This is a genomic window from Amycolatopsis sp. NPDC048633 (genome assembly GCF_040650695.1).
Taxonomy (GTDB): domain Bacteria; phylum Actinomycetota; class Actinomycetes; order Mycobacteriales; family Pseudonocardiaceae; genus Amycolatopsis.
This window is the reverse complement of the sequence record NZ_JBEZHS010000002.1, coordinates 428,327-446,227: the sequence shown is the minus strand read 5'-3', so window position 1 is coordinate 446,227 and position 17,901 is coordinate 428,327. Positions and strand designations below refer to the sequence as shown.

The 17,901-nt window shown below is 71.7% G+C and carries 13 protein-coding genes; 6 read left to right on the top strand and 7 right to left on the bottom strand.

All coding sequences use genetic code 11. From position 1 onward, the window contains the following. A partial coding sequence (locus tag AB0C38_RS08575; RefSeq protein ID WP_360668695.1) for a CBS domain-containing protein occupies positions 1-751 on the top strand: 751 nt, incomplete at its 5' end. A 378-nt stretch (positions 752-1,129) separates the two neighbouring features. On the opposite strand, the gene AB0C38_RS08570 is transcribed toward AB0C38_RS08575, so the two are convergent. From AB0C38_RS08570 to AB0C38_RS08560, 3 genes are all read right to left on the bottom strand, one after another. After that, the gene (locus tag AB0C38_RS08570) at positions 1,130-2,116 is read right to left on the bottom strand and encodes a nitroreductase family protein (RefSeq protein WP_360668692.1); all 987 of its coding nucleotides are present in this window, start codon (positions 2,114-2,116) and stop codon (positions 1,130-1,132) included. A gap of 226 nt (positions 2,117-2,342) precedes the next feature. Continuing rightward, the gene (locus AB0C38_RS08565; RefSeq protein ID WP_360668689.1) at positions 2,343-3,329 is read right to left on the bottom strand and encodes a nitroreductase family protein; all 987 of its coding nucleotides are present in this window, start codon (positions 3,327-3,329) and stop codon (positions 2,343-2,345) included. 571 nt (positions 3,330-3,900) lie between these two features. Continuing rightward, positions 3,901-5,652 carry a GAF domain-containing protein gene (locus AB0C38_RS08560; RefSeq protein WP_360668718.1) on the bottom strand — a complete coding sequence of 584 codons (1,752 nt, stop codon included), beginning with the start codon at positions 5,650-5,652 and terminating at the stop codon, positions 3,901-3,903. Positions 5,653-5,785: 133 nt separating this feature from the next. On the opposite strand from AB0C38_RS08560, the gene AB0C38_RS08555 reads away from it, so the two are divergent. Further along, the gene (locus AB0C38_RS08555; RefSeq protein WP_360668686.1) at positions 5,786-6,769 is read left to right on the top strand and encodes a hypothetical protein; all 984 of its coding nucleotides are present in this window, start codon (positions 5,786-5,788) and stop codon (positions 6,767-6,769) included. On the opposite strand, the gene AB0C38_RS08550 is transcribed toward AB0C38_RS08555, so the two are convergent. Next, positions 6,759-7,403 carry a response regulator transcription factor gene (locus AB0C38_RS08550; protein WP_360668683.1) on the bottom strand — a complete coding sequence of 215 codons (645 nt, stop codon included), beginning with the start codon at positions 7,401-7,403 and terminating at the stop codon, positions 6,759-6,761. The genes AB0C38_RS08555 and AB0C38_RS08550 overlap by 11 nt on opposite strands. Positions 7,404-8,167: 764 nt before the next feature. Between AB0C38_RS08550 and AB0C38_RS08545 the strand changes: the two genes are divergently transcribed. From AB0C38_RS08545 to AB0C38_RS08535, 3 genes are read left to right on the top strand one after another with little or no spacing between them, the layout of a single operon-like run. After that, positions 8,168-8,830, top strand: a complete 663-nt coding sequence (locus AB0C38_RS08545; RefSeq protein ID WP_360668680.1) for an SAVMC3_10250 family protein — start codon at positions 8,168-8,170, stop codon at positions 8,828-8,830. A 5-nt stretch (positions 8,831-8,835) separates the two neighbouring features. After that, complete coding sequence (locus AB0C38_RS08540; protein WP_360668677.1) at positions 8,836-13,152, top strand: protein kinase; 4,317 nt, start codon at positions 8,836-8,838, stop codon at positions 13,150-13,152. Then, the gene (locus tag AB0C38_RS08535) at positions 13,149-13,868 is read left to right on the top strand and encodes a hypothetical protein (RefSeq protein WP_360668674.1); all 720 of its coding nucleotides are present in this window, start codon (positions 13,149-13,151) and stop codon (positions 13,866-13,868) included. Before AB0C38_RS08540 ends, AB0C38_RS08535 begins: the two co-directional genes overlap by 4 nt. Positions 13,869-13,921: 53 nt before the next feature. Here AB0C38_RS08535 and AB0C38_RS08530 read toward each other — a convergent pair whose 3' ends face one another. Further along, the gene (locus AB0C38_RS08530) at positions 13,922-14,074 is read right to left on the bottom strand and encodes a hypothetical protein (protein ID WP_360668671.1); all 153 of its coding nucleotides are present in this window, start codon (positions 14,072-14,074) and stop codon (positions 13,922-13,924) included. A gap of 171 nt (positions 14,075-14,245) precedes the next feature. Then, a complete protein-coding gene (locus AB0C38_RS08525) occupies positions 14,246-15,508 on the bottom strand; it encodes an MFS transporter (protein WP_360668668.1) in 1,263 nt (420 codons plus the stop codon). Between the two features lie 59 nt (positions 15,509-15,567). On the opposite strand from AB0C38_RS08525, the gene AB0C38_RS08520 reads away from it, so the two are divergent. Further along, positions 15,568-16,665, top strand: coding sequence for an ROK family transcriptional regulator (locus AB0C38_RS08520; protein WP_360668665.1), 1,098 nt, complete (start codon positions 15,568-15,570; stop codon positions 16,663-16,665). A gap of 364 nt (positions 16,666-17,029) precedes the next feature. Here the strand turns inward: AB0C38_RS08520 and AB0C38_RS08515 are convergent, their stop codons facing one another. Further along, complete coding sequence (locus AB0C38_RS08515; protein WP_360668662.1) at positions 17,030-17,821, bottom strand: hypothetical protein; 792 nt, start codon at positions 17,819-17,821, stop codon at positions 17,030-17,032. Positions 17,822-17,901 lie beyond the last annotated feature (80 nt).

The following is a 17,901-nucleotide window of genomic DNA, read 5'->3' as shown; positions in this document are numbered from 1 at the left end:
CACAGGTCGCCCGCGGCCCCCCCCCGCCGGCCCCCCCCCACGACACCCGACACCCCAGGAGAACACCTTGCAGGCCAAGCCAACAGTCAGCGACGTGATGACCCACGAGGTGATCACCGTCGCGCCGGAACTGCCGTTCAAAGACCTCGTCCAGGTGATCGTCACCAACGGCGTCAGCGCCGTCCCGGTGCTGGCCCCGGACGGCTCGATGATCGGCGTGGTCACCGAAGCCGACTTGCTCTGCCGCCAAGCACACGAAGACGACGTACCCGGCGCCGGCTGCCCGCACTTCGCCGGCCACCTGACCAAAGAGGACTGGCGAAAGGCAGCCGGTCAGACCGCCGCCACGCTGATGTCCACGACATCCGACACCACCCCGCCGGAGGCCACTCTGCCGGCAGCCGCGCGGCTGCTCACGCAGAGCAAGGTGCGCCGGTTGTTCGTGCTGCAGCACGAGAAGCTGGTCGGAGTCGTCGCGCGACGTGACGTGCTCCGGACGTTCCTGCGCACCGACGACGACGTGCAGTCCGACGTCGACCACACCGTGTTCGACGAAGCCCTGCACGCCAACCGGAACAACGTACGCGCGAGCGTCGAGCACGGCGTGGTCCTGCTGACCGGCCGGCTCGAGTACGAAGCCGACGTGGCCACAGCGGAACGCATGACCCGTGCCGTTGCCGGCGTGGTGGACGTCCGCAACCGGTTGGACTTCGTCTGGACTGGTCGGCGCGCGCACAGCACCGCGACCTGAACACCTTTCGGAAGGAGTCGTGTCATGCGGTTGGGTGTCGCGGGTGCGCTGGTCGGTGGCGAGTACCGGAAGGGTGCCGTCGAGGTGGCCCGGGAAACCGGGCGCGTGAGCCAGATCGGGTCACGGCCACGGGAACCGGGTTGGCAGTTCGCGCCAAACGCGCCAGCGCAGCACTCACGCCGGCCGTCCACGTCCCGCTCGTGATCCTGACCATCGGCCTGCACCTCAGGAACCGTCACCGGCGGGCGAGCCGGACGACATCCGGCGGTTCGATCTCTGCCGAAGGACAGCTGGCTGCGTCACGACGGATCCAGTCAGCAGGCGCACAGCCGGCTCGAGGTCGATGACCGACTCTCGCCGCCCGGCGCGACCAGACGCTCAGCCGGCCGGTACATCCGGCCTGGCGCGGTGGGTCAGCACGTCGGCTACCGCGCGCCGGGCCGTCAGCCTCGTCGGGTAGCCGTAGCCGATGCGCAACAGCGTGTGCGGCTGGCCCACCCCGGTGAAGAGACGGTCCAGCGTTTCCCGGGTCCGCGGCGTCTCGAACGGCTGCGACAGGAACGACGCCGCGAGGCCCTCCGCCGTCGCGGTGAGCAGCACCCGCTGCATCGCCATCCCGGCACGGACCTCCGCGTACGGCCCCCGGTCCCGGGTGAGCACCGCCGCAAGGAGCGGCTGCTGCTCGTACTCGCGGGGTGGCAGATCCGCATCTTCGTGCGACGCGCGCAACGTGACCACGCCGTGGTGGTCCGGGGGCGGCCCGACCGCCGTCTTCGGCACCCCGTCGGGACTCTCCGGCGGGCGCCGGGTCCAGAAGGCCGTTTCCGTCTGGAACGCCAGGTCGTCCTCTTGCATCACCTCGGCCTGCCGGACCAGCGACGCCACCGTCGTGTACCGGCCAGACGCGTCGAGGTACTCGACCTGGCCGCCCTCCGCCAAGGCTGCCGACTTCAGCGCGGCACGCACGCCCGGTGGGACTTCCTTGTCCAGGAACGGGCGCCGGTTGGTGTGCCGGCGGAACACGGCCTCGGCGAGCCGGCGCTCGGCCTGGGTGGCTTTCTGGTTGCCGTCGAGGCGGATCACGGCCACCAGGTCGGGCTCGGCCTGCTCAGGCAGCGTCCGCACCACCACAGCGAGGTCATGGGACCGCAGGCTGATGACGAGGTTGAACGCGGCCGCGCCGCAAGCCAGGCGGGCTTCGCGCCGGTGGGGGTCGGCCACGGACAGGACGCGCTCCCGATCCAGCCAGACCTCGATCACGTCCCCTTCCGCGACGAATCGCCAGGGCTGGGTGTTGTGCGGAGACGGCGCGCGCACGGCCGCGGCGAAGGCCTGGTCGAACACGGTCGGAAGGGGTCGGCTCATCAGTAGCTCCGGGCTCAGGGGTAACGATCCCCTTCAGCATCACCGCGCGACCGGGGCCCGGACGACGGCCGGGCGTCACGAGCCGAGGTGACCAAAGGCCCTCGATCAGGGCAGCACGCACTCGCCATCGGCGGGTATGACCATGCATCAGCCCCGTTCGGCGTGCGGTGTCTTTCGCCGTCGTCGTCGCAGCGCTGCGTATCGGCCCGCTCGCGTACGCGAGTCGTCAGTGTCCTCGTGCAGGTCCCTCGAAGAACATCTCGCCGAGGGGCAGCCTCGGCGAGGGAGCCGCAGGGACCTCGGGGTAGCCGAAGCGGAAGATCGCCTGCGGCACTCCCGGCAGGACCAGTTCCGATACCAGCCGGGCGCGGAAGCCGGTCAGGTGCAGGGGCTGGGTGATCACCGACGCTACGAGGGCCTTCGCCGTCGCGGTCAGCCAGACGCGCTGCAGGGCCGTACCGGCGGCCAGGTGTTCGGCCCTGGTGTCGCCGTCAGTGCAGACGACCAGCAGGTTCTCCGCGGCCAGCCGGTCGGCGAGCACTGCGTCGTCGGGCACCGGAGTATCGGTGTGCACCAGCCCGGCGACCGGCAGGGCTTCAGCGCTCAGTGCGTCCTCGGGGACGCCGTCCCCGGTCGCCAGCGGGCCCGTGGTGTGGGCGGTCCACATCGCCAGCTCACGCTGGTAGCCGCGGTCTTCGCGGAGCACGCGGGTGGCGAAGCCGAGCAGCTGGGCGAACTTGTCCAGGTGCGCGGGCACGACCAGGTGCACGCCGGTCGCCTCCCCGGCGGAGACCAGCGACGTGTGGACGGCCGGCGGCACCCGGCTGTGGTCGAACTCGTGCCGATGACTACGGCGGCGGCCGATGGCGTGGTACAGATCGAAGTCCCGGGCCGAGACCGCACGCGGGCGGCCGATTGTCACCGTGGCCACGGCGTCTTCGTCGTTCCGGAACTCGACGTGGCAGTCCCGCCCGAGCACGCGTACGGCGAGTTCAAGGTTGATCAGCTCGGCACCGCAGGACAGCATCCGGTCCCGGCCGAACGGGTCCTGCCGGCGCAGCGAGACGCTGCGACGTTCCAGCAGATCCACCTCGGTACCGCGGACGAGCAGCTGCCACGGCTGGCTGTTGTGCACCGAGGGCGCACGGCTCACGGCGCGGGCGAGCGTGCCGATCTGCTCGGAGGTCAGTGCTGCCGGTGCTCCAGCGGTCATCGCGATCCCTCCGGTACGCGGAGCCGGACGCTCCGGCTGAGTCATCGTGGGCCCTCGCCGGGCGCCGGGGATGGAGCACAAAGTCCCCGGCTGCGGCGGAATTCGGCCTCGGCAGGCGTCCCCGGGACGCCTGCGGTGACGAGGCCGTGAGATGGGCACTCGAAGCCGGCGCGCACGCCGGAGACATCATCCGGGCATTCCTCGTCCGGCGCGGCTTCGGTCGTCATGTCCGCGGCGAGTTTGTCCAACATGGACGGTCGGGCGCCGGAGAACCGGAAGTAGGTGTCCTGCTGGGTGAGCCGGGTGTGCAGGCCGAGCACCTCGGCGGTGTCGGCCGGTGCAACGGGCGTACGAGCACCACGTCGCCGTCCGCGAGCAGGGCCCTGGAGCCCACGTCCACGCTCATGCTGTCTCTCCTCGGGCACCGGGGGCGACCGGCCAACGGGCCGTCTTCCGTCGCCTGTCAAGGAGACCTCGGACAGGGGCGCCGCGACGCGGCCGGACTACCCGAACTCCGAGGACCTTCGTCACCGAAGTGCGCCGCTCACCCGTCGGTGAGGCAGCTGGGCGGTCAGCCGAGCGGCGCCGACCACTCGAGCTTCGCGCCACCCTCGGGCCCAGGTTCGCGGGCGAACTGCCCGCCCGCGGCTTCCGCGCGGTCACGCAGGTTACCGAGACCGCTCGGCGAGACGTCGGCGGGGATCCCCTTGCCGTCGTCGATCACCACGATCCGCAGCACGTTGTCCTTCACCCCGACCGACACCGACAACGTCGAGGCCTCCGCGTGCCGGACGGCGTTGCTGACCGCCTCGCGCACCACCGCTTCGACGTGCTCGGCCAGCTGCGCGGGCACCGTGTCGAGCGTGCCGGACATGCTGACCGTCGGGTGCACCGGCGCGTCGTCGGTGAGCTCGGCGATCGCGTCGTGCAGCCGGTGCCGCAGCCTCATCCCGGTCTCCCCCGCCGCGCCGCCGTGCAGGTCGAAGATGGCGGTGCGGATCTCCTGCACGATCTCGTGCATCTGCTCGATGCTGTCCCCGAGCCGCTTCTGCAGCTCCGGCGACTTCGTCCGCCGCTGAGTGCTCTGCATCGACAGGCCCACCGCGAACAGGCGCTGGATCACGTGGTCGTGCAGGTCACGGGCGATCCGGTCGCGGTCGCCGAGCACGTCCAGCTCGCGGGCGGCCCGCTGTTGCGCCGCGAGTTGCAGCGCCAGCGCGGCTTGGTCGGCGAAGGAGGCGACGACCGACAGTTGAGTGGCACCGAACGACGGCGCACCGGTCTCCCGGACCGTGATGAGCACGCCGCTCGTGCGGTCGCCGGCTCGCAGCGGAACGACCAGTGCCGGCCCGAAGCGGTATTCGCCGAGTGCGAGTTCAGGGACGCTGCGCGGCGTCCGGTCCCGGTACACCGCGCCGGGCAGGCTGCCTTCGAGGTCGATGTGCAGGCCCGACAGCTCGGCCGCCCGGGACCCGGCACAGACGGTGACGGTGAGGTCGTCGACGTCGTTGCCCCAGTCTTCGTCGACGTCGAGCCGGCCGAAGTTCGGCAGGGCGAGCATCGTGACGTCGGAGCCGGTCAGCTCCAGGGCGCGGGTCGCGATGGTGTCAAGCGCTTCGGCCGGGTCGGTGCCGCCCAGCAGCTCGGTCGTCACCTCGCTGGTCGCGGCCAGCCACTGCTGCCGCACCCGTGCCTGTTCGTAGAGGTGTGCGTTCTCGATCGCGATGCCGGCCGCGGCGGCCAGTGCCTGCACGACGACCTCGTCGTCGTCGGTGAACGGCTCGCCGTTCTTCTTCTCGGTCAGGTACAACCGGCCGAACACCTCGTCACGCACCCGCACCGGCACGCCGAGGAACGAGTGCATCGGCGGGTGGTGTGCCGGGAAGCCGGCCGACGCCGGATGGGCCGAGATCTCCTCGAGCCGCAACGGTTTCGCTTCTTCGATGACCACGCCGAGGACACCGTGCCCCTCGGGCAGGTGGCCGATCAGCTGGCGGGCCTCGTCGTCGATCCCGAGGTAGATGAACTGGGACAGTGAGCCGTCCTCGGCGAGCACGCCCAGCGCACCGTACTTCGCCTCGCCGAGCTCGATCGCGGCCTGCACGATGCGCCGCAGCGTGGCGTCCAGCTCCAGCCCGGACGCGACGGCCAGCACCGCGTCCAGCAGGCCGTCCATCTTGTCGCGGGTGCCGATCAGCAGCTCGATCCGGTCCTGCAGGTCGCGCAGGACCTCGCGCAGCCGCAGCCCGGACAGCGTCCCGGCCGTCCGCCGGGACCCGTAGTCGGGCTGCTGTCCGGATTCGTTCACCGACACCGTGCCCACGACCTTCACCTTGTCCACTCCAGCCTCACCGCTGGTGACTTTCTCCCCTTTCCACCGTCCGGTGGCACGAGAGACCGTCACTGGAAGCTGTCCGGAACCACAGTGTGCCGCCCGACGGCACCGAGAGGGAACCATGACACCACCCATCACCTCGATCGGCCTGCTGGATCCCGATCAGGTGAAGTCCGTGCTCGGGGCGGCGGTGCTCGCACCGTCGACGCGCAACACGCAGCCCTGGCGGTTCCGCTGCACGGCCGCGGGGATCGAGCTGCACGCCGATCCGGACCGCGCGTTGCCGGTGGCTGACGCCGACCGGCGGGAACTGCTGCTCTCCTGCGGGGCCGCGTTGTTCAACCTGCGCACCGCGATCCACGTGCTGGGCGCGCACCCGGCCACGACGCTGCTGCCTCGCCGCGACAACCCGACGCTGCTCGCGGTGGTCCGGCCGTTCGCGGCCCGCAAGCCCGACCGGCGGCTCGTCCGGCTGGCTGACGCGATCCCGCGGCGCCACACGAACCGCACCCCGTTCGAGGCGGCCGTGATCCCGGACACGGTCGTCGCCGAACTGCGCCACGCCGCCGAGGCCGAGCAGGCTTGGCTGCCCCGGCTGGACGCGAACCAGCTGGACCGGTCGCGCGACCTGGTACACGAGAGCCACCACTCTCAGATGACCGATCCCGCGTTCCTGGCCGAGTGGCGGCACTGGACCGCTCGCCCCCGGGACAGCCGCGACGGCGTCCCCGACTACGCCGCCGGCGCGATGCCTTCGGAAGACTGGATCCTGGGCGCCTTCGGCTCGCCACGGCGGAGCCTGGTCGACGACTCCGATCCACTGGTCGTGATCGTCGGCTCCTTCGACGACAAGCAGGCCGACCGGCTCCGGGCCGGTCAGGCGATGCAACGGGTTCTGCTGACGGCCGCCGCCGCCGGGTTCGACGCGTCGTTCGTCTCGCCGCCGGTCGAGGTTCCCGAGGTACGGGCGGAGCTGCGCACCCTGCTGGGCGGCGGGCTGTGGCCGCAGGTCGTGCTGCGCTTCGGCCGCGCGACACCGGTGCCGTGGACGCCGCGCCGTTCGCTGGACGACGTCCTGCTGGAGCCGAGCCGGCTCAGCGCCTAGTTCCGTGCTGGCGCAGCTCGGTGGCGAGGACAGCCGCCTGGGTGCGCCGCTCCATGCCCAACTTGGTCAGCAGCCGCGAGACGTAGTTCTTGACCGTCTTCTCGGCCAGGAACATCCGCTCGGAGATCTGCCGGTTGGTCAGGCCCTCACCGATCAGCTCCAGCAGCTTGCGTTCCTGGTCGGAGAGGTCGGACAACGGCCCTTTCTTCGTCTGGCTCTCGCGCAGCTTGGCCATCAACGCGGCCGTCGCGTGCGCGTCGAGCAGGGACTTGCCCGCACCGACGTCCCGGACGGCCGACACCAGGTCCATGCCCTTGATGTCCTTGATGACGAACCCGCTGGCGCCGGCCATCACCGCGTCGAGCATCGCCTGCTCGTCGGTGTAGGAGGTGAGCATCAGGCACTTCAGCTCCGGCAGCTTGGAACGCAGCTCGCGAGCCAACTCGATGCCGTTGCCGTCGGGCAGCCGGACGTCCAGCACCGCGACGTCGGGGTTGAGTGCCGGGATCCGTGCCAGGGCCTGCGAAACGCTGCCGGCCTGGCCGATCACGGTCAGCTCCTCGTCCTCGTCCAGCAGGTCGGCAACGCCGCGGCGGACGACCTCGTGGTCGTCGACGAGAAAGACGCGGAGCATCTCCGACCTCCTGTGCTGGGAAGACCTGCCGGGAATCAGCGTACGACCCCCAGGCCCCACTCGGAGATGACCAAAGTCCTCTGCCGAGCGCCGAACGTCCCGTTCACGCCTCGCGAGGATCGGTGATCGACCACCCGGAGGTACGGTCTCGGCCGGATCGCGTGGTGCCGACGACGAAAAGTGGCGGCATCTGGCGGCAACGGCCATCGAGGTGCCGGCAAAGACGACCAGGCCGACGACGAGCACGGTCCGGTGTCCGAAGCCATCGCCCAGCGCGCCGGCGGCGAATATCAGGGTGGTGAAGACGAGGGTGTAGGCCCGGTGCAGCTCGGCCGGACCGGCGCCCAGTCCCGTATCCGATCGGCGAGGGTTTCCAGGGTGATGCCGAGGACGTGTTGTCCAGCCAAATCAGCAGCGAACAAACCATGAGAACGGCAAGAATCACCGCTGCCTGAATTTGGGCAGCATTGGAAGCGTGGTAATGTGCACCTTCGAATATTCGGTTCGATTTGCCCGCCGAACGATTATGTGCCGCACCGCCTCTCCACTGTCCGCGTGGCCGACCACATCCTGGTCCTCCACCACGGACGGCTCGCCGCCGCCGGCACCCATGACGAACTGCACCGCACCAGCTCGGTCTACCGCAACCTCGTCGCCGGGCACCTCCACAGTTGATGTGCGGGCCGAACCCGAGAACCGACATGGGGGGCGGGATACAATCGCCAGGCTGTACCGGGCCGAGGGGCCTCGGAGGGGAGTCGGCAATGTCGTACAACTACTACGTCTACGTCAGCGACAGCAAGGTCAACATGCTGTTGCCGCAGATCGATCCGCGGGCCGGGGCGAAACGCAAGGTCGAGCTGGGCGTGGACCTCAAGGTGCTGTCGGCCAAGCGCACCGGCGAGTCCCCGGCCGACAACCGGTACAGCCGGCTGCTGACCGTGGTCGAGTACCTGCGCGACCACGGCGACCTCGGCTCGGTGGACGAGCCCGGGCAGTTCTTCTGGGGGCTGCTGCCGATGCACTGGGGCGCGTTCCCCGGTGATCCCACCGCCTCGCTGGTGTTCTTCGGCGGGCGCAGCGACGACACCATCGTCGGACTGGGTGGCTCGATCCGGCACGTGTGCGACTCCGTCCCGGATGCCGCCGCGCACGGGGTCGGTCGCTCCATGATGGCGTCGATGCTCGACGGCCTCGGCGTCACCTCGGATCTGGAGGACGAGTACGTCGCCGACGCGATCGACAGCGACCTCGACCGGGCCGACCGCGCCGCGCTCGCGCGGGTCCAAGGGGCCGTGGGGAGCCTGCGGTGGCCGACGCAGAACGTGGAGTTCGTCGCGAAGCGCCTGCTGCACGGCGACAGCCCGGACGGCTCGGCCAAGTCGGTGCTGCTGGGGACACCGCTCTACGTGGCCACCGTCGACTGACGCCGATGGAGGTCTGGCGCCGCGGTGACGTAATCCTCGACCTGTACAAGGTCCTGGACGTCGTGCGCACCGGCGGCCGGGGGCTCGTGCACCAGGTGCGACACCTCGGCTGGGACATCGACCTGGCGGTGAAGACGCCGCGGCGGGCCCTGCTCCGCTCGCCGGAGGCCGTCCGGGACTTCGAACGGGAAGCCGAGGTGTGGGTCGGGCTCGGGCTGCACCCGCACATCGCGAACTGCGTCTACGTCCGCACCCTCGAGGGAGTACCGCGGGTCTTCGCGGAGTGGGTCGACGGTGGCAGCCTGGCCGAGGCCGTCCGGAGCCGGAGTCTCTACGGGAGCGGTCTCGGGACGCTGCTGGACGTCGCCATCCAGTCCGCGTGGGGGCTCGACCACGCGCATGAGAACGGGGTCGTGCACCGGGACGTCAAGCCCGCCAACGTGATGCTCGCGCGGGACGGCACGGTGAAGGTCACCGACTTCGGCATGGCCACCGCGGGCGCCGATCCGCTTGACGAGCGTGGTGGCCTGACGCCCCAATACTGCTCGCCCGAACAGGCGCGCTCGCCGGGCGGGCTCACGACGGCCACGGACGTCTGGTCCTGGGCGGTCACCGTCCTCGAGATGTTCCTCGGCGAGCGACCGCACGAGAGCGGGCCCGCACCCGGTGGTGTCCTCGAAAGCTTCGCCCGCTCCGGGGGCGCCGGCGCGGCCCTGCCGATGCCTGGTGAGGTGGCCGACCTGCTGCGCGAGTGCTTCGCCGAGGACGCGGCCGCGCGTCCCGGCCGGTTCGGGCCGCTCGTGGAGCGCCTGATCCGGGTGCACGAGCGGGAAGTCGGGCCGTACTCCCGGAGCGTGCCGTCGGCGGCCACGCTGCTCGCCGACGGCCTGTCCAACCACGCGCTGTCCCTGCTGGACCTCGGCCGCCCGGACAGCGCCGAGGAGCTGTGGACCCGGGCGTTGCGGGCCGATCCGCACCACCCGCACGCCCGCTACAACCGAGGGCTGCACCGGTGGCGGACCGGGGTGCGCAGCGACGCCGAGCTGGTCGACGAGCTGGAGTCCCTGCGGTTCGGCGAGCCGGGTGACCGTGTGGGGGAGCATCTGCTCGCGCTGGTGCACCGTGAACGCGGTCACCCGGTCGCGGCAGCCGCGTTGCTGCGCGACGCCGTCGCACGGGCGCCCGGGGATCGGCAAGTCGCCGACGAGCTCGAGTCGGTCGAATACGCGCCGGCGCCCGAGCAGTCGATCCTGCCAGGGGAGCACGAAGACTGGGTCTCCGCCCTGGCACTGACCCCGGACGGCCAGGTCGCCGTTTCGGCCGACCGCTCCGGCGGGGTGCGGATCTGGGACCTCGCGGCGCGGGAGTGCCGTCAGGAGCTGCACCTCGACGGCTACCGCGCGTCGGCGCTGGCGGTGCGTGACGACGGCCGGCTCGTGGTCGTCGGCGGGGGCGTCGGACGGGCGATCGTGGTCGACCTCGAAGCCGGCACCAGGCTCGAGCTGCCCGGCCACCCCAGCTGGGTCGGCCTGGTCGCGCTGACCGCGGACCAGCGGCACGCGGTCACCAGCGGCTTCGAAGGGGAAACCGTCACCTGGGACCTCGAGACCGGCGAACCCGTGGCCGCCCGGCAGTTCGACCACAAGGCGGACGTCCTGGGCGCGCACGGCACCCTGTGTTCTGTCGTCGACTACCAGCGCCACACCTGCTCGGTGTACGACGTCCGCACCGGGGAACTGGTGCACCGATTCGACCGGAAGCGGATGGAGACGCGGTTCAGCGGCGACGGCGGCCTCGCCGTGACCGGCCTCGGTAGCACCGACGTTCGCCTGATCGCACTGCCTTCCGGCGAACCCTTGCGGGACCTCAAGACCGGCTTCGGCCGGCTCGCCGTCAACCTGGACGGCACCGTCGGGTTCTCCAGCGGCGGCCGCGTCGAGCCGTCGCGGGTGTGGGACCTGGACACCGGCCGGTGCCGGCTGTCCCTGGACTCCGCGCCCGACACCAAGGACGTCGTGCTGAGCGCGGCCGGACGGGTCGCCGTGACCGCCGAAGGGAAGTCCGTGCGGGTGTGGCACCTGCCGCCCGCCGGACCGCCGGCCCCGTGGAGCTACGTCCGTCCGCACGATGCCCCGGTCGTCGCCGCCACGGCCGCCCGGGCCGCCGAGCTGGTTGCGGAAGCGGCCGAGCTGGCGGGCGCCGGGCGGCTCGACGACGCGGCCGGCCGGATCCGCGCCGCTCGGGCGCTGCCCGGGTACCGGCGGCACGCGGAGCCGGTGCGCCTCTGGCGGCGGCTCGGCGCCCTCGGCCGCCGGACCGAGCTGGCCGACGCTTGGGCGGCGGGCCGGATCGACCCCGCGGGGCGCGCGTCGTGGGCGCTGGAGTTCAGCGGCCACAGCCCCACCGCGCTCGCCCGCAACGGGAACGCTTCCGAGGCGTGGGTCTTCGACGTCGAGACCGGCGAGCTGCTGCACACGCTCAGCCTGCACACCGGGCACCTCAGCGCCGCTGCGATGACCGCCGACGGCCGGCTCGCGGTGTCCGGCGGCGAGGACGGCCGGGTCGTCGCCTGGCGTCCGCGCGACGGGCGGATCGTCCAGCTGTTCACCGACCCCCGCGACCGTGTCTACTACGTCGCGATCAGCGAGGACGGCCGGACCGCGCTGTCGGGAACCGCCGACGGGGTGGTCGCGGCCTGGGACGTCAGCAGCGGCCGGGCCATCGGGCGGTGGGAGGCGCACTCGCAGGCGATGCAGGACATCGCCGTGAGCGCCGACCACCGCTACGGGCTCTCGCTCGGCCAGGACGTCAGCGTGAAGATCTGGGACCTGAACGCGGGCGAGCTCCGGTGGGTGCTGCGCGGGCACGACGAGTGGATCGGCACGGCCCGGTTCAGCGACGACGCCCGGTTCGTCGTCACCGGCGGCGCCGACGCCGCGGTGCGCGTCTGGCGGATGGCAGACGGGCAGTGCGAGGTGGTGCTCACCGGGCACACGGACGCGGTGACCGACGTCGTCATGAGCCCGGACGGGCGCCACGTGCTGTCCGGTTCGGTGGACGGCACCATCCGGCTCTGGGACGTCGCGGCCGCGAGCTGCGTCCACGTCCTGACCGGCCACGCCGCCGTCGTGTGGCAGCTGGCCGTCACCCCGGATTTCCGGCTCGCGGCCTCGGGCGGGGAGGACCGGAAGGCCCGGCTGTGGGACCTCACGACCGGCCGGCAGCTGCGCGCGTTCACCGGCTTCTCGGACGTGGTCACCAACGTCGCGTTGGCCCCCGACGGCGCCCTGCTCCTGGCCGGCGACGAAAGCGGACGCCTGCTGACCTGGGCTCTGGACTGGGAGTACGATTTCGGCTCGGCGACCGGCGTCCTGGGACCGGAAGCCGAGCCCGCGTTCGACGAGCTGCGGGCCGAGGTCGCCGTCCCACTGCCGACCCGCGAAGACAGCCGTCCGGCGCTCGTCGAGGCGTTCGCCCGTCTCGGCGAGCGGGAGCGGAACGCCGTGACCCGCACCCTGGAGCTCGCCGCTGAGCTGGGCAAGATCCTCGCGCGGGACGACACCGGATATCAGCTGTACATGCACGCCGTCATCGAGGACGCGGCGACTCGGGAGCCGACGCGTGTGCCGAGCCTCGCCGAACAGCTGGTGCTGGTGCTGCGGCCCGCCGCGGAGCTGAACCGCGGTGAGACGTTCTGGGCCGACCACTTGGCGCGTCAGCTCCAGGACGACCTCGGGACGCTCACCCGGTGCGCCCCGATTCTGCGCCGCGAAGGCGACCTAGCCTCGGCCGAACAGACTTGGCGGCTCGTCGTCGACATCCGCTCCCACCTGTGGGACGCCGGGCACCTCGAAACCCAGGCCGCGATGCTCGGCTGGGCCGCGGTCCTCACCGACCTGCACCGCGAGCCGGAGGCACTGGCGCTGATCCGGGCCGTGACCGCGGACCGCATCCAGGACCTGGGGCCGGACCACCCGGCCACGCTGGAGGCGACCGCGGTGCTCGCGCCGCTGCGCTCGGTATGCGGCGAGCACGCGGAAGCGGACCGGACGTACGGCGACCTGCTGCCCCGGCTCACCCGGCACTTCGGCCGGGACGACGGGCGGACGCTCGAGGCCCGGGTGGGGCTCGCCCACGTGCACCGCCTGCTTGGACGGCCGGACGAGGCCGAGCCGGTGCTGCGCGAGGTGCTGAGGAAACGGCGGCTGCGCCTCGGCGCCGAGCACCCCGAAACGCTGGCCGTCCAGGCCGAGCTGGATACCTTGGGGGGACGGGCGGAGGAGACTAACCCGACAAAGCGGGGATGGTGGAGGCGGCGATGATCCCAGGGGCGTTCGGCACCGAGGTACTGGTCACCGGCAAGGCGTTCATGGCGGAGATCGGGGCGTTCTTCCCGGTGCGCATGACCGTGCGGGGCAACGCGTTCGAGGCCGTGTTCATGATGCGCGCCAGTGCGCTCGGGCACCGGACGACCGGGCCGTACACGCCCGACCGGCCACCAGTCGACGCGATGAACTGGGCCCAGCTGCGTACGGGCATCGCCATGGCCGGGCACTTCCCGCGCTTCCGGGTCGACGCGAGCGGGTTGTGGCCGCGGATCGACGTCGAGCTGCTCGGGGCCGATGTGCGGGGCTTCATCGTGATGCCGGAGGAAGTGACCGCGGAGGCGGTGAACGCGCCCTACCTCGGCGGGTGGCAGGAGCAGATCTCGTCCTCGGTGCGGATCGCGCTGGAGTGGCTCGCCGGCTGGGTCGCGAGCTGCCACCGCCAGGCCGGCGGCGCGGAGCCGTCGATCGACCTGGACCTGGTCTACCGCCCGGACGAGGACTACGAAACCAGGCTCGCCGGCATCGACGAGCGGGTGCGCGAGCTCATCCCGCCGGTGCGGACGGTGCTGGAGCTGCGCTGGCGGACGGCGACCCGGGCCCAGCGCAAGGCGTTCACGAAGTACCTGAAGGGCGCCCGGACGATCGGGTCGCGCTCCGACCGGCGGTTGAGCCACCGCATCGGCGACGTGACGCTGGAAGTGGTGCTCTGACGGCGCGGGGACGCGCGGGACCCGACAGGCAAGTTCGTTCCTTTCCCGGGTGGTCAGGCAGGCGATGTGACGAGCGCTGCCATCTGCTTCTCCACGCCCTTGGGCGAGGACCGCAACTGTTCGCCGAACGCCACCGCGAACGGGTCCGGGAAGATGTCCTCCTCGCCGGCCTCAACCCCGTCGGGGATCGCGTTGGCGACGGCCACGGCGGGTGGCTTGGGGAACTCGCCCACCGCCGTCGTAACGGCTGTCGCCGGAATGCACCGGCTGCACTGCTGGAGGCCATCGCAGCCCTCCGATCGCCGGCTGCACAGTCTCAAACCGGGTACCTCGCGACCTGAAGCGTCGGGACGGCGTGTGCGCTACCGACCTGCACCTCAAGTGACTTCGCCGGCAGCCTTCTTCTCGAAGTCTCCCCGGCCACTCGATGACACAAGCTCATCCGCAGGCGTCCCGGCGACGGTGCGACGGCCCACCACCAACCCCACCACGGCCAGCGCCAGCCCGACCGCGCTCACGACCACCCCCGCCCACGCCGTCGCGCGGTAGCCCAGGCCCGCCGCGATGACCACGCTGCCCAGCGCCGCGCCGAGGCTGTTGGCCGTGTTGAACGCCGACTGGTTCAGCGCCGCGCCCATCAGCTGGGCGCCCGGCGCCACCGCGATCAACCGCGCCTGCAACACCGGGCCCAGGAACAGGATCGTGCCGCCGATCAGGAACGCCCCGGTGAACAGGCCGAACGCCGAACCCACCATCAGTCCGAAGTAGACGTTCGCGGCGATCACCGCCGCGAAGCCCACCACCATCGCACGCCGCAGGTTCCGGTCGGCCTGCCAGCCGCCCAGGATGTTCCCGACCGTCATGCCGAGACCCACCGCGACCAGGGCCCACGGGACCGCGCCCGGCGACAGCCCGGTGACCGACGTCGTGATCGGCGCGAGGTAGCTGTCGACGGCGAAGAACCCGGCGATCCCGATCGACGCCGTCACCGCGACCAGCCACACCTGCGGGCTGCGCAGCGCGCGCAGCTCGTCGGCCGGTGACCCGCCCGCCGCCGGCGCGTCCGGCACCGTGGCCGCCACCGCCACCAGCGCGAGCAGGAAGACCCCGGCGATGACCAGGTACGCCGTCCGCCAGCCCGCGGCCTGCCCCAGCCGGGTGATCACCGGGACACCGGCCACATTGGCCACGGTCAGCCCGCTCAGCACCACGGCGAAACCGCGTCCCTCGCTGCCGGGCCCCATCAGCGTCGCCGCCAGCAGCCCGGCGGCCCCGAAGTACGCCCCGTGCGGCAGGCCCGCGGCGAACCGGGCCACCAGCACCAGGCCGAAGCTCGACGCCACCGCGGAGGCGACGGTGCCGAGCACGAACAGCACCAGCAGCGCGAGCACCAGCCGTTTGCGCCGCATCCGCGCGGTGACCGTCGCGAGCACGGGCGCGCCGACGACCACGCCGAGTGCGTACGCGGTGATCATCCACCCGGCCCGCGCGACCGAGTCGGGTTCGGCGTTGCCGAGCACGCTGCGCGCGATGTCCGGCAGCAGCCCGGCCGGCACGAACTCGGTCAGCCCGATCGCGACCGAGCCGAGGGCCAGGGCGAGCAGGGCCGCCCAGCGGCGCCGACGGGTGAGGTCGTCCATTCCGGCGACTTTAGCAACGCTGTTGCGTTAATACCAGAGCCCGGCGGTAAGGTGGCGCGGTGCACCTGGCTTTCCTGCGGGACTACCACGAAGCGCTGGTGATCGCGCTGGCCCGGACCGTGCCCACGCTCGAGCGCGGCACCGTCGCCGAGGTCACCGGGCTGACCCCGCAGGCCGTGTCGAAGGTGCTGGCTCGGCTGGTCGAGGAAGGGTTGCTCGAACCGGCCGGCGTGCGGCGACCGCCGCGGGGCAAACCGGCCGCGGTCTACCGCCTCGTCCCCGGCAGCCGCCGGGCGATCGGCGCGCACGTCACCCGCCGCGAGCTGCGACTGGTCCTCGTCGACCTGGCCGGCACCGTCCTCGCTTCGATCGCGACGCCCCTGCCTGCCGATTTCACGCCGGACGAACTGCTGGACGAGCTGGCGTCCGGCGTCACGACGATGATCGCCGAGCGCCAGCTGGCCACACCGGAGCTCGCCGGCGTCGGCATCGGCATGATCGGGCCGCTCGACCAGTCGACCGGCACCGTCCGCGGCGCGCACCGGCTGCGGCACTGGCAGGACGTCCCGCTGGCCGAGCTCGCCGAGCAGCGCCTGGGCCTGCCCGTGGTCGTCGACAAGGACGTCACCGCCGGCGTCACGGCCGAAGCCTGGCGCCGCGGAAACACTTTCCGCGACGCGGCCCTGGTCGTGGTCGACGCCGGGGTCGGCGCCGGGCTGTGGCTGGGCGGCGCCGCCCACCGCGGAGCGCACACCAACGCCAGCGAGTTCGGGCATGCCGTCGTCCAGCTGGACGGGCCACGCTGCGCGTGCGGCCGGCGCGGCTGCCTGGAAGCCGTGCACGAGCAAGCCCCCGACCCGGCCACGGCCGCGGCGGTGCTCGCGACCGGAGTGGTCAACCTCCTCCAGACCCTCGACCTCGGCCACATCGTCCTCGGCGGCGCGGACCTGCTCCCCCACGGCGACCTCTACCGGGAAGCCGTCGAAGACGCCGTGCGCACGCAGCTGCCGGGCGCCGGCTGGCTCACGGTGAACGTCTCGCTGACGTCACTGGGCACTGACGTCGTGGCCGCGGGCGCGGCCATGCAGGTGCTCAACGCCCGTTACGGCCTCCCCGACCCGACCCGGCCACGCGAGCCCGCCGCGGCCAGTCGTTGACGGCCCCGCTCTTCCCACCGGCCGGGAAGCGGCTCCTGCTCTCCTACTTCCCCCGCGCGGCGAGAACTACTACGACGGCGGCCGGAAGGGACCTCGATGTCGGCAACACCGAGCTGCTTGCTTTGCCACTGGACGCTGACCAGCTCGGCGACTTCATCACAACCCGCTCGGCTATCTGACGTTCAAGCCTGACCCTCGCGCTGCTGCGGCCACCGCGGCCCTGCGCACCGCCTTCGCCTGAACCCATCTGACCGACCTCACCTACCCGGACGCCCGCCACGAGATCACCACCGTCAGGCTCGACTGGCTCCGCACCCACCACCTCACCACCACCCGATTCCGGGCCCGTCCCGCTCGTGCGGGACTACGCCGGGTTCTCCGCGACGGCGAGGTAGTCCGTGTAGATCTGCGGCGAGCCCGAGAACGAGGCCAGCTGCTTCCACTCCTCGTACATCTGCTTGGTGTCGCGGTGGGCGGACGCGAACTCCGCGGCCTCGCCGGTGGCGATGTCGGGCTCCGGGTAGAAGACGTCCAGCGCGTCCAGGCTCGCGATCTCCATCATCATCACGTACTGGTCGAGGCGGTTGCCCCGCTCACCCTTGAGCACGTGGAACCGCCAGTCCGGGTAGTCGTCGATCCGGTGGTGGTTCTGGGCGATGAAGCGGTCGAACACCTCCTCGGTCACACCGGCGCGCAACGCCAGGTTGTGGATCCCGACGACCCGGGCGACGGGCTCCTCCCCCGGGCGGTCGCGGTAGCGGGGGCCGGGCGTGACCGTGCTCCGCGGATTGTCGGCCAGCAGCCGGTAGTCGGTGAACAACGTCGGCAGCTCACCGAAAGTGCCCAGCCGTCGCCACCGCGCCAGCACCGCCTCCGCCTCCGGGTGCTGCGCCCAGAACAGCCGGGCCGGCTCGGTCTGCTCACCCCGGGCCGTGACGTAGCGGTCGCGCTGCTCGGCGCTCTCGATCTCGTACAACATCAGGTACTGCCCGGCCCGCTCTCCGCGCAACCCGCGCAGCAGAGTCCACCGCCACCCCGGGTACACGGGCAGGTGAACGCCTTCACCACGCACGAAGGTCTCGAACTCTTCCGGCGTGACACCAGCCTCCGTGTCGATGGCGATGTACTGGAAGGTGAACACCGACGAGCGTCCCATTGCGCGTCCAATCCTCGGGCCGGGAAAGGGATCGCGCGTCCGACAAGCACGACTCCCCGCACCACATCCTGCCCGCTCCG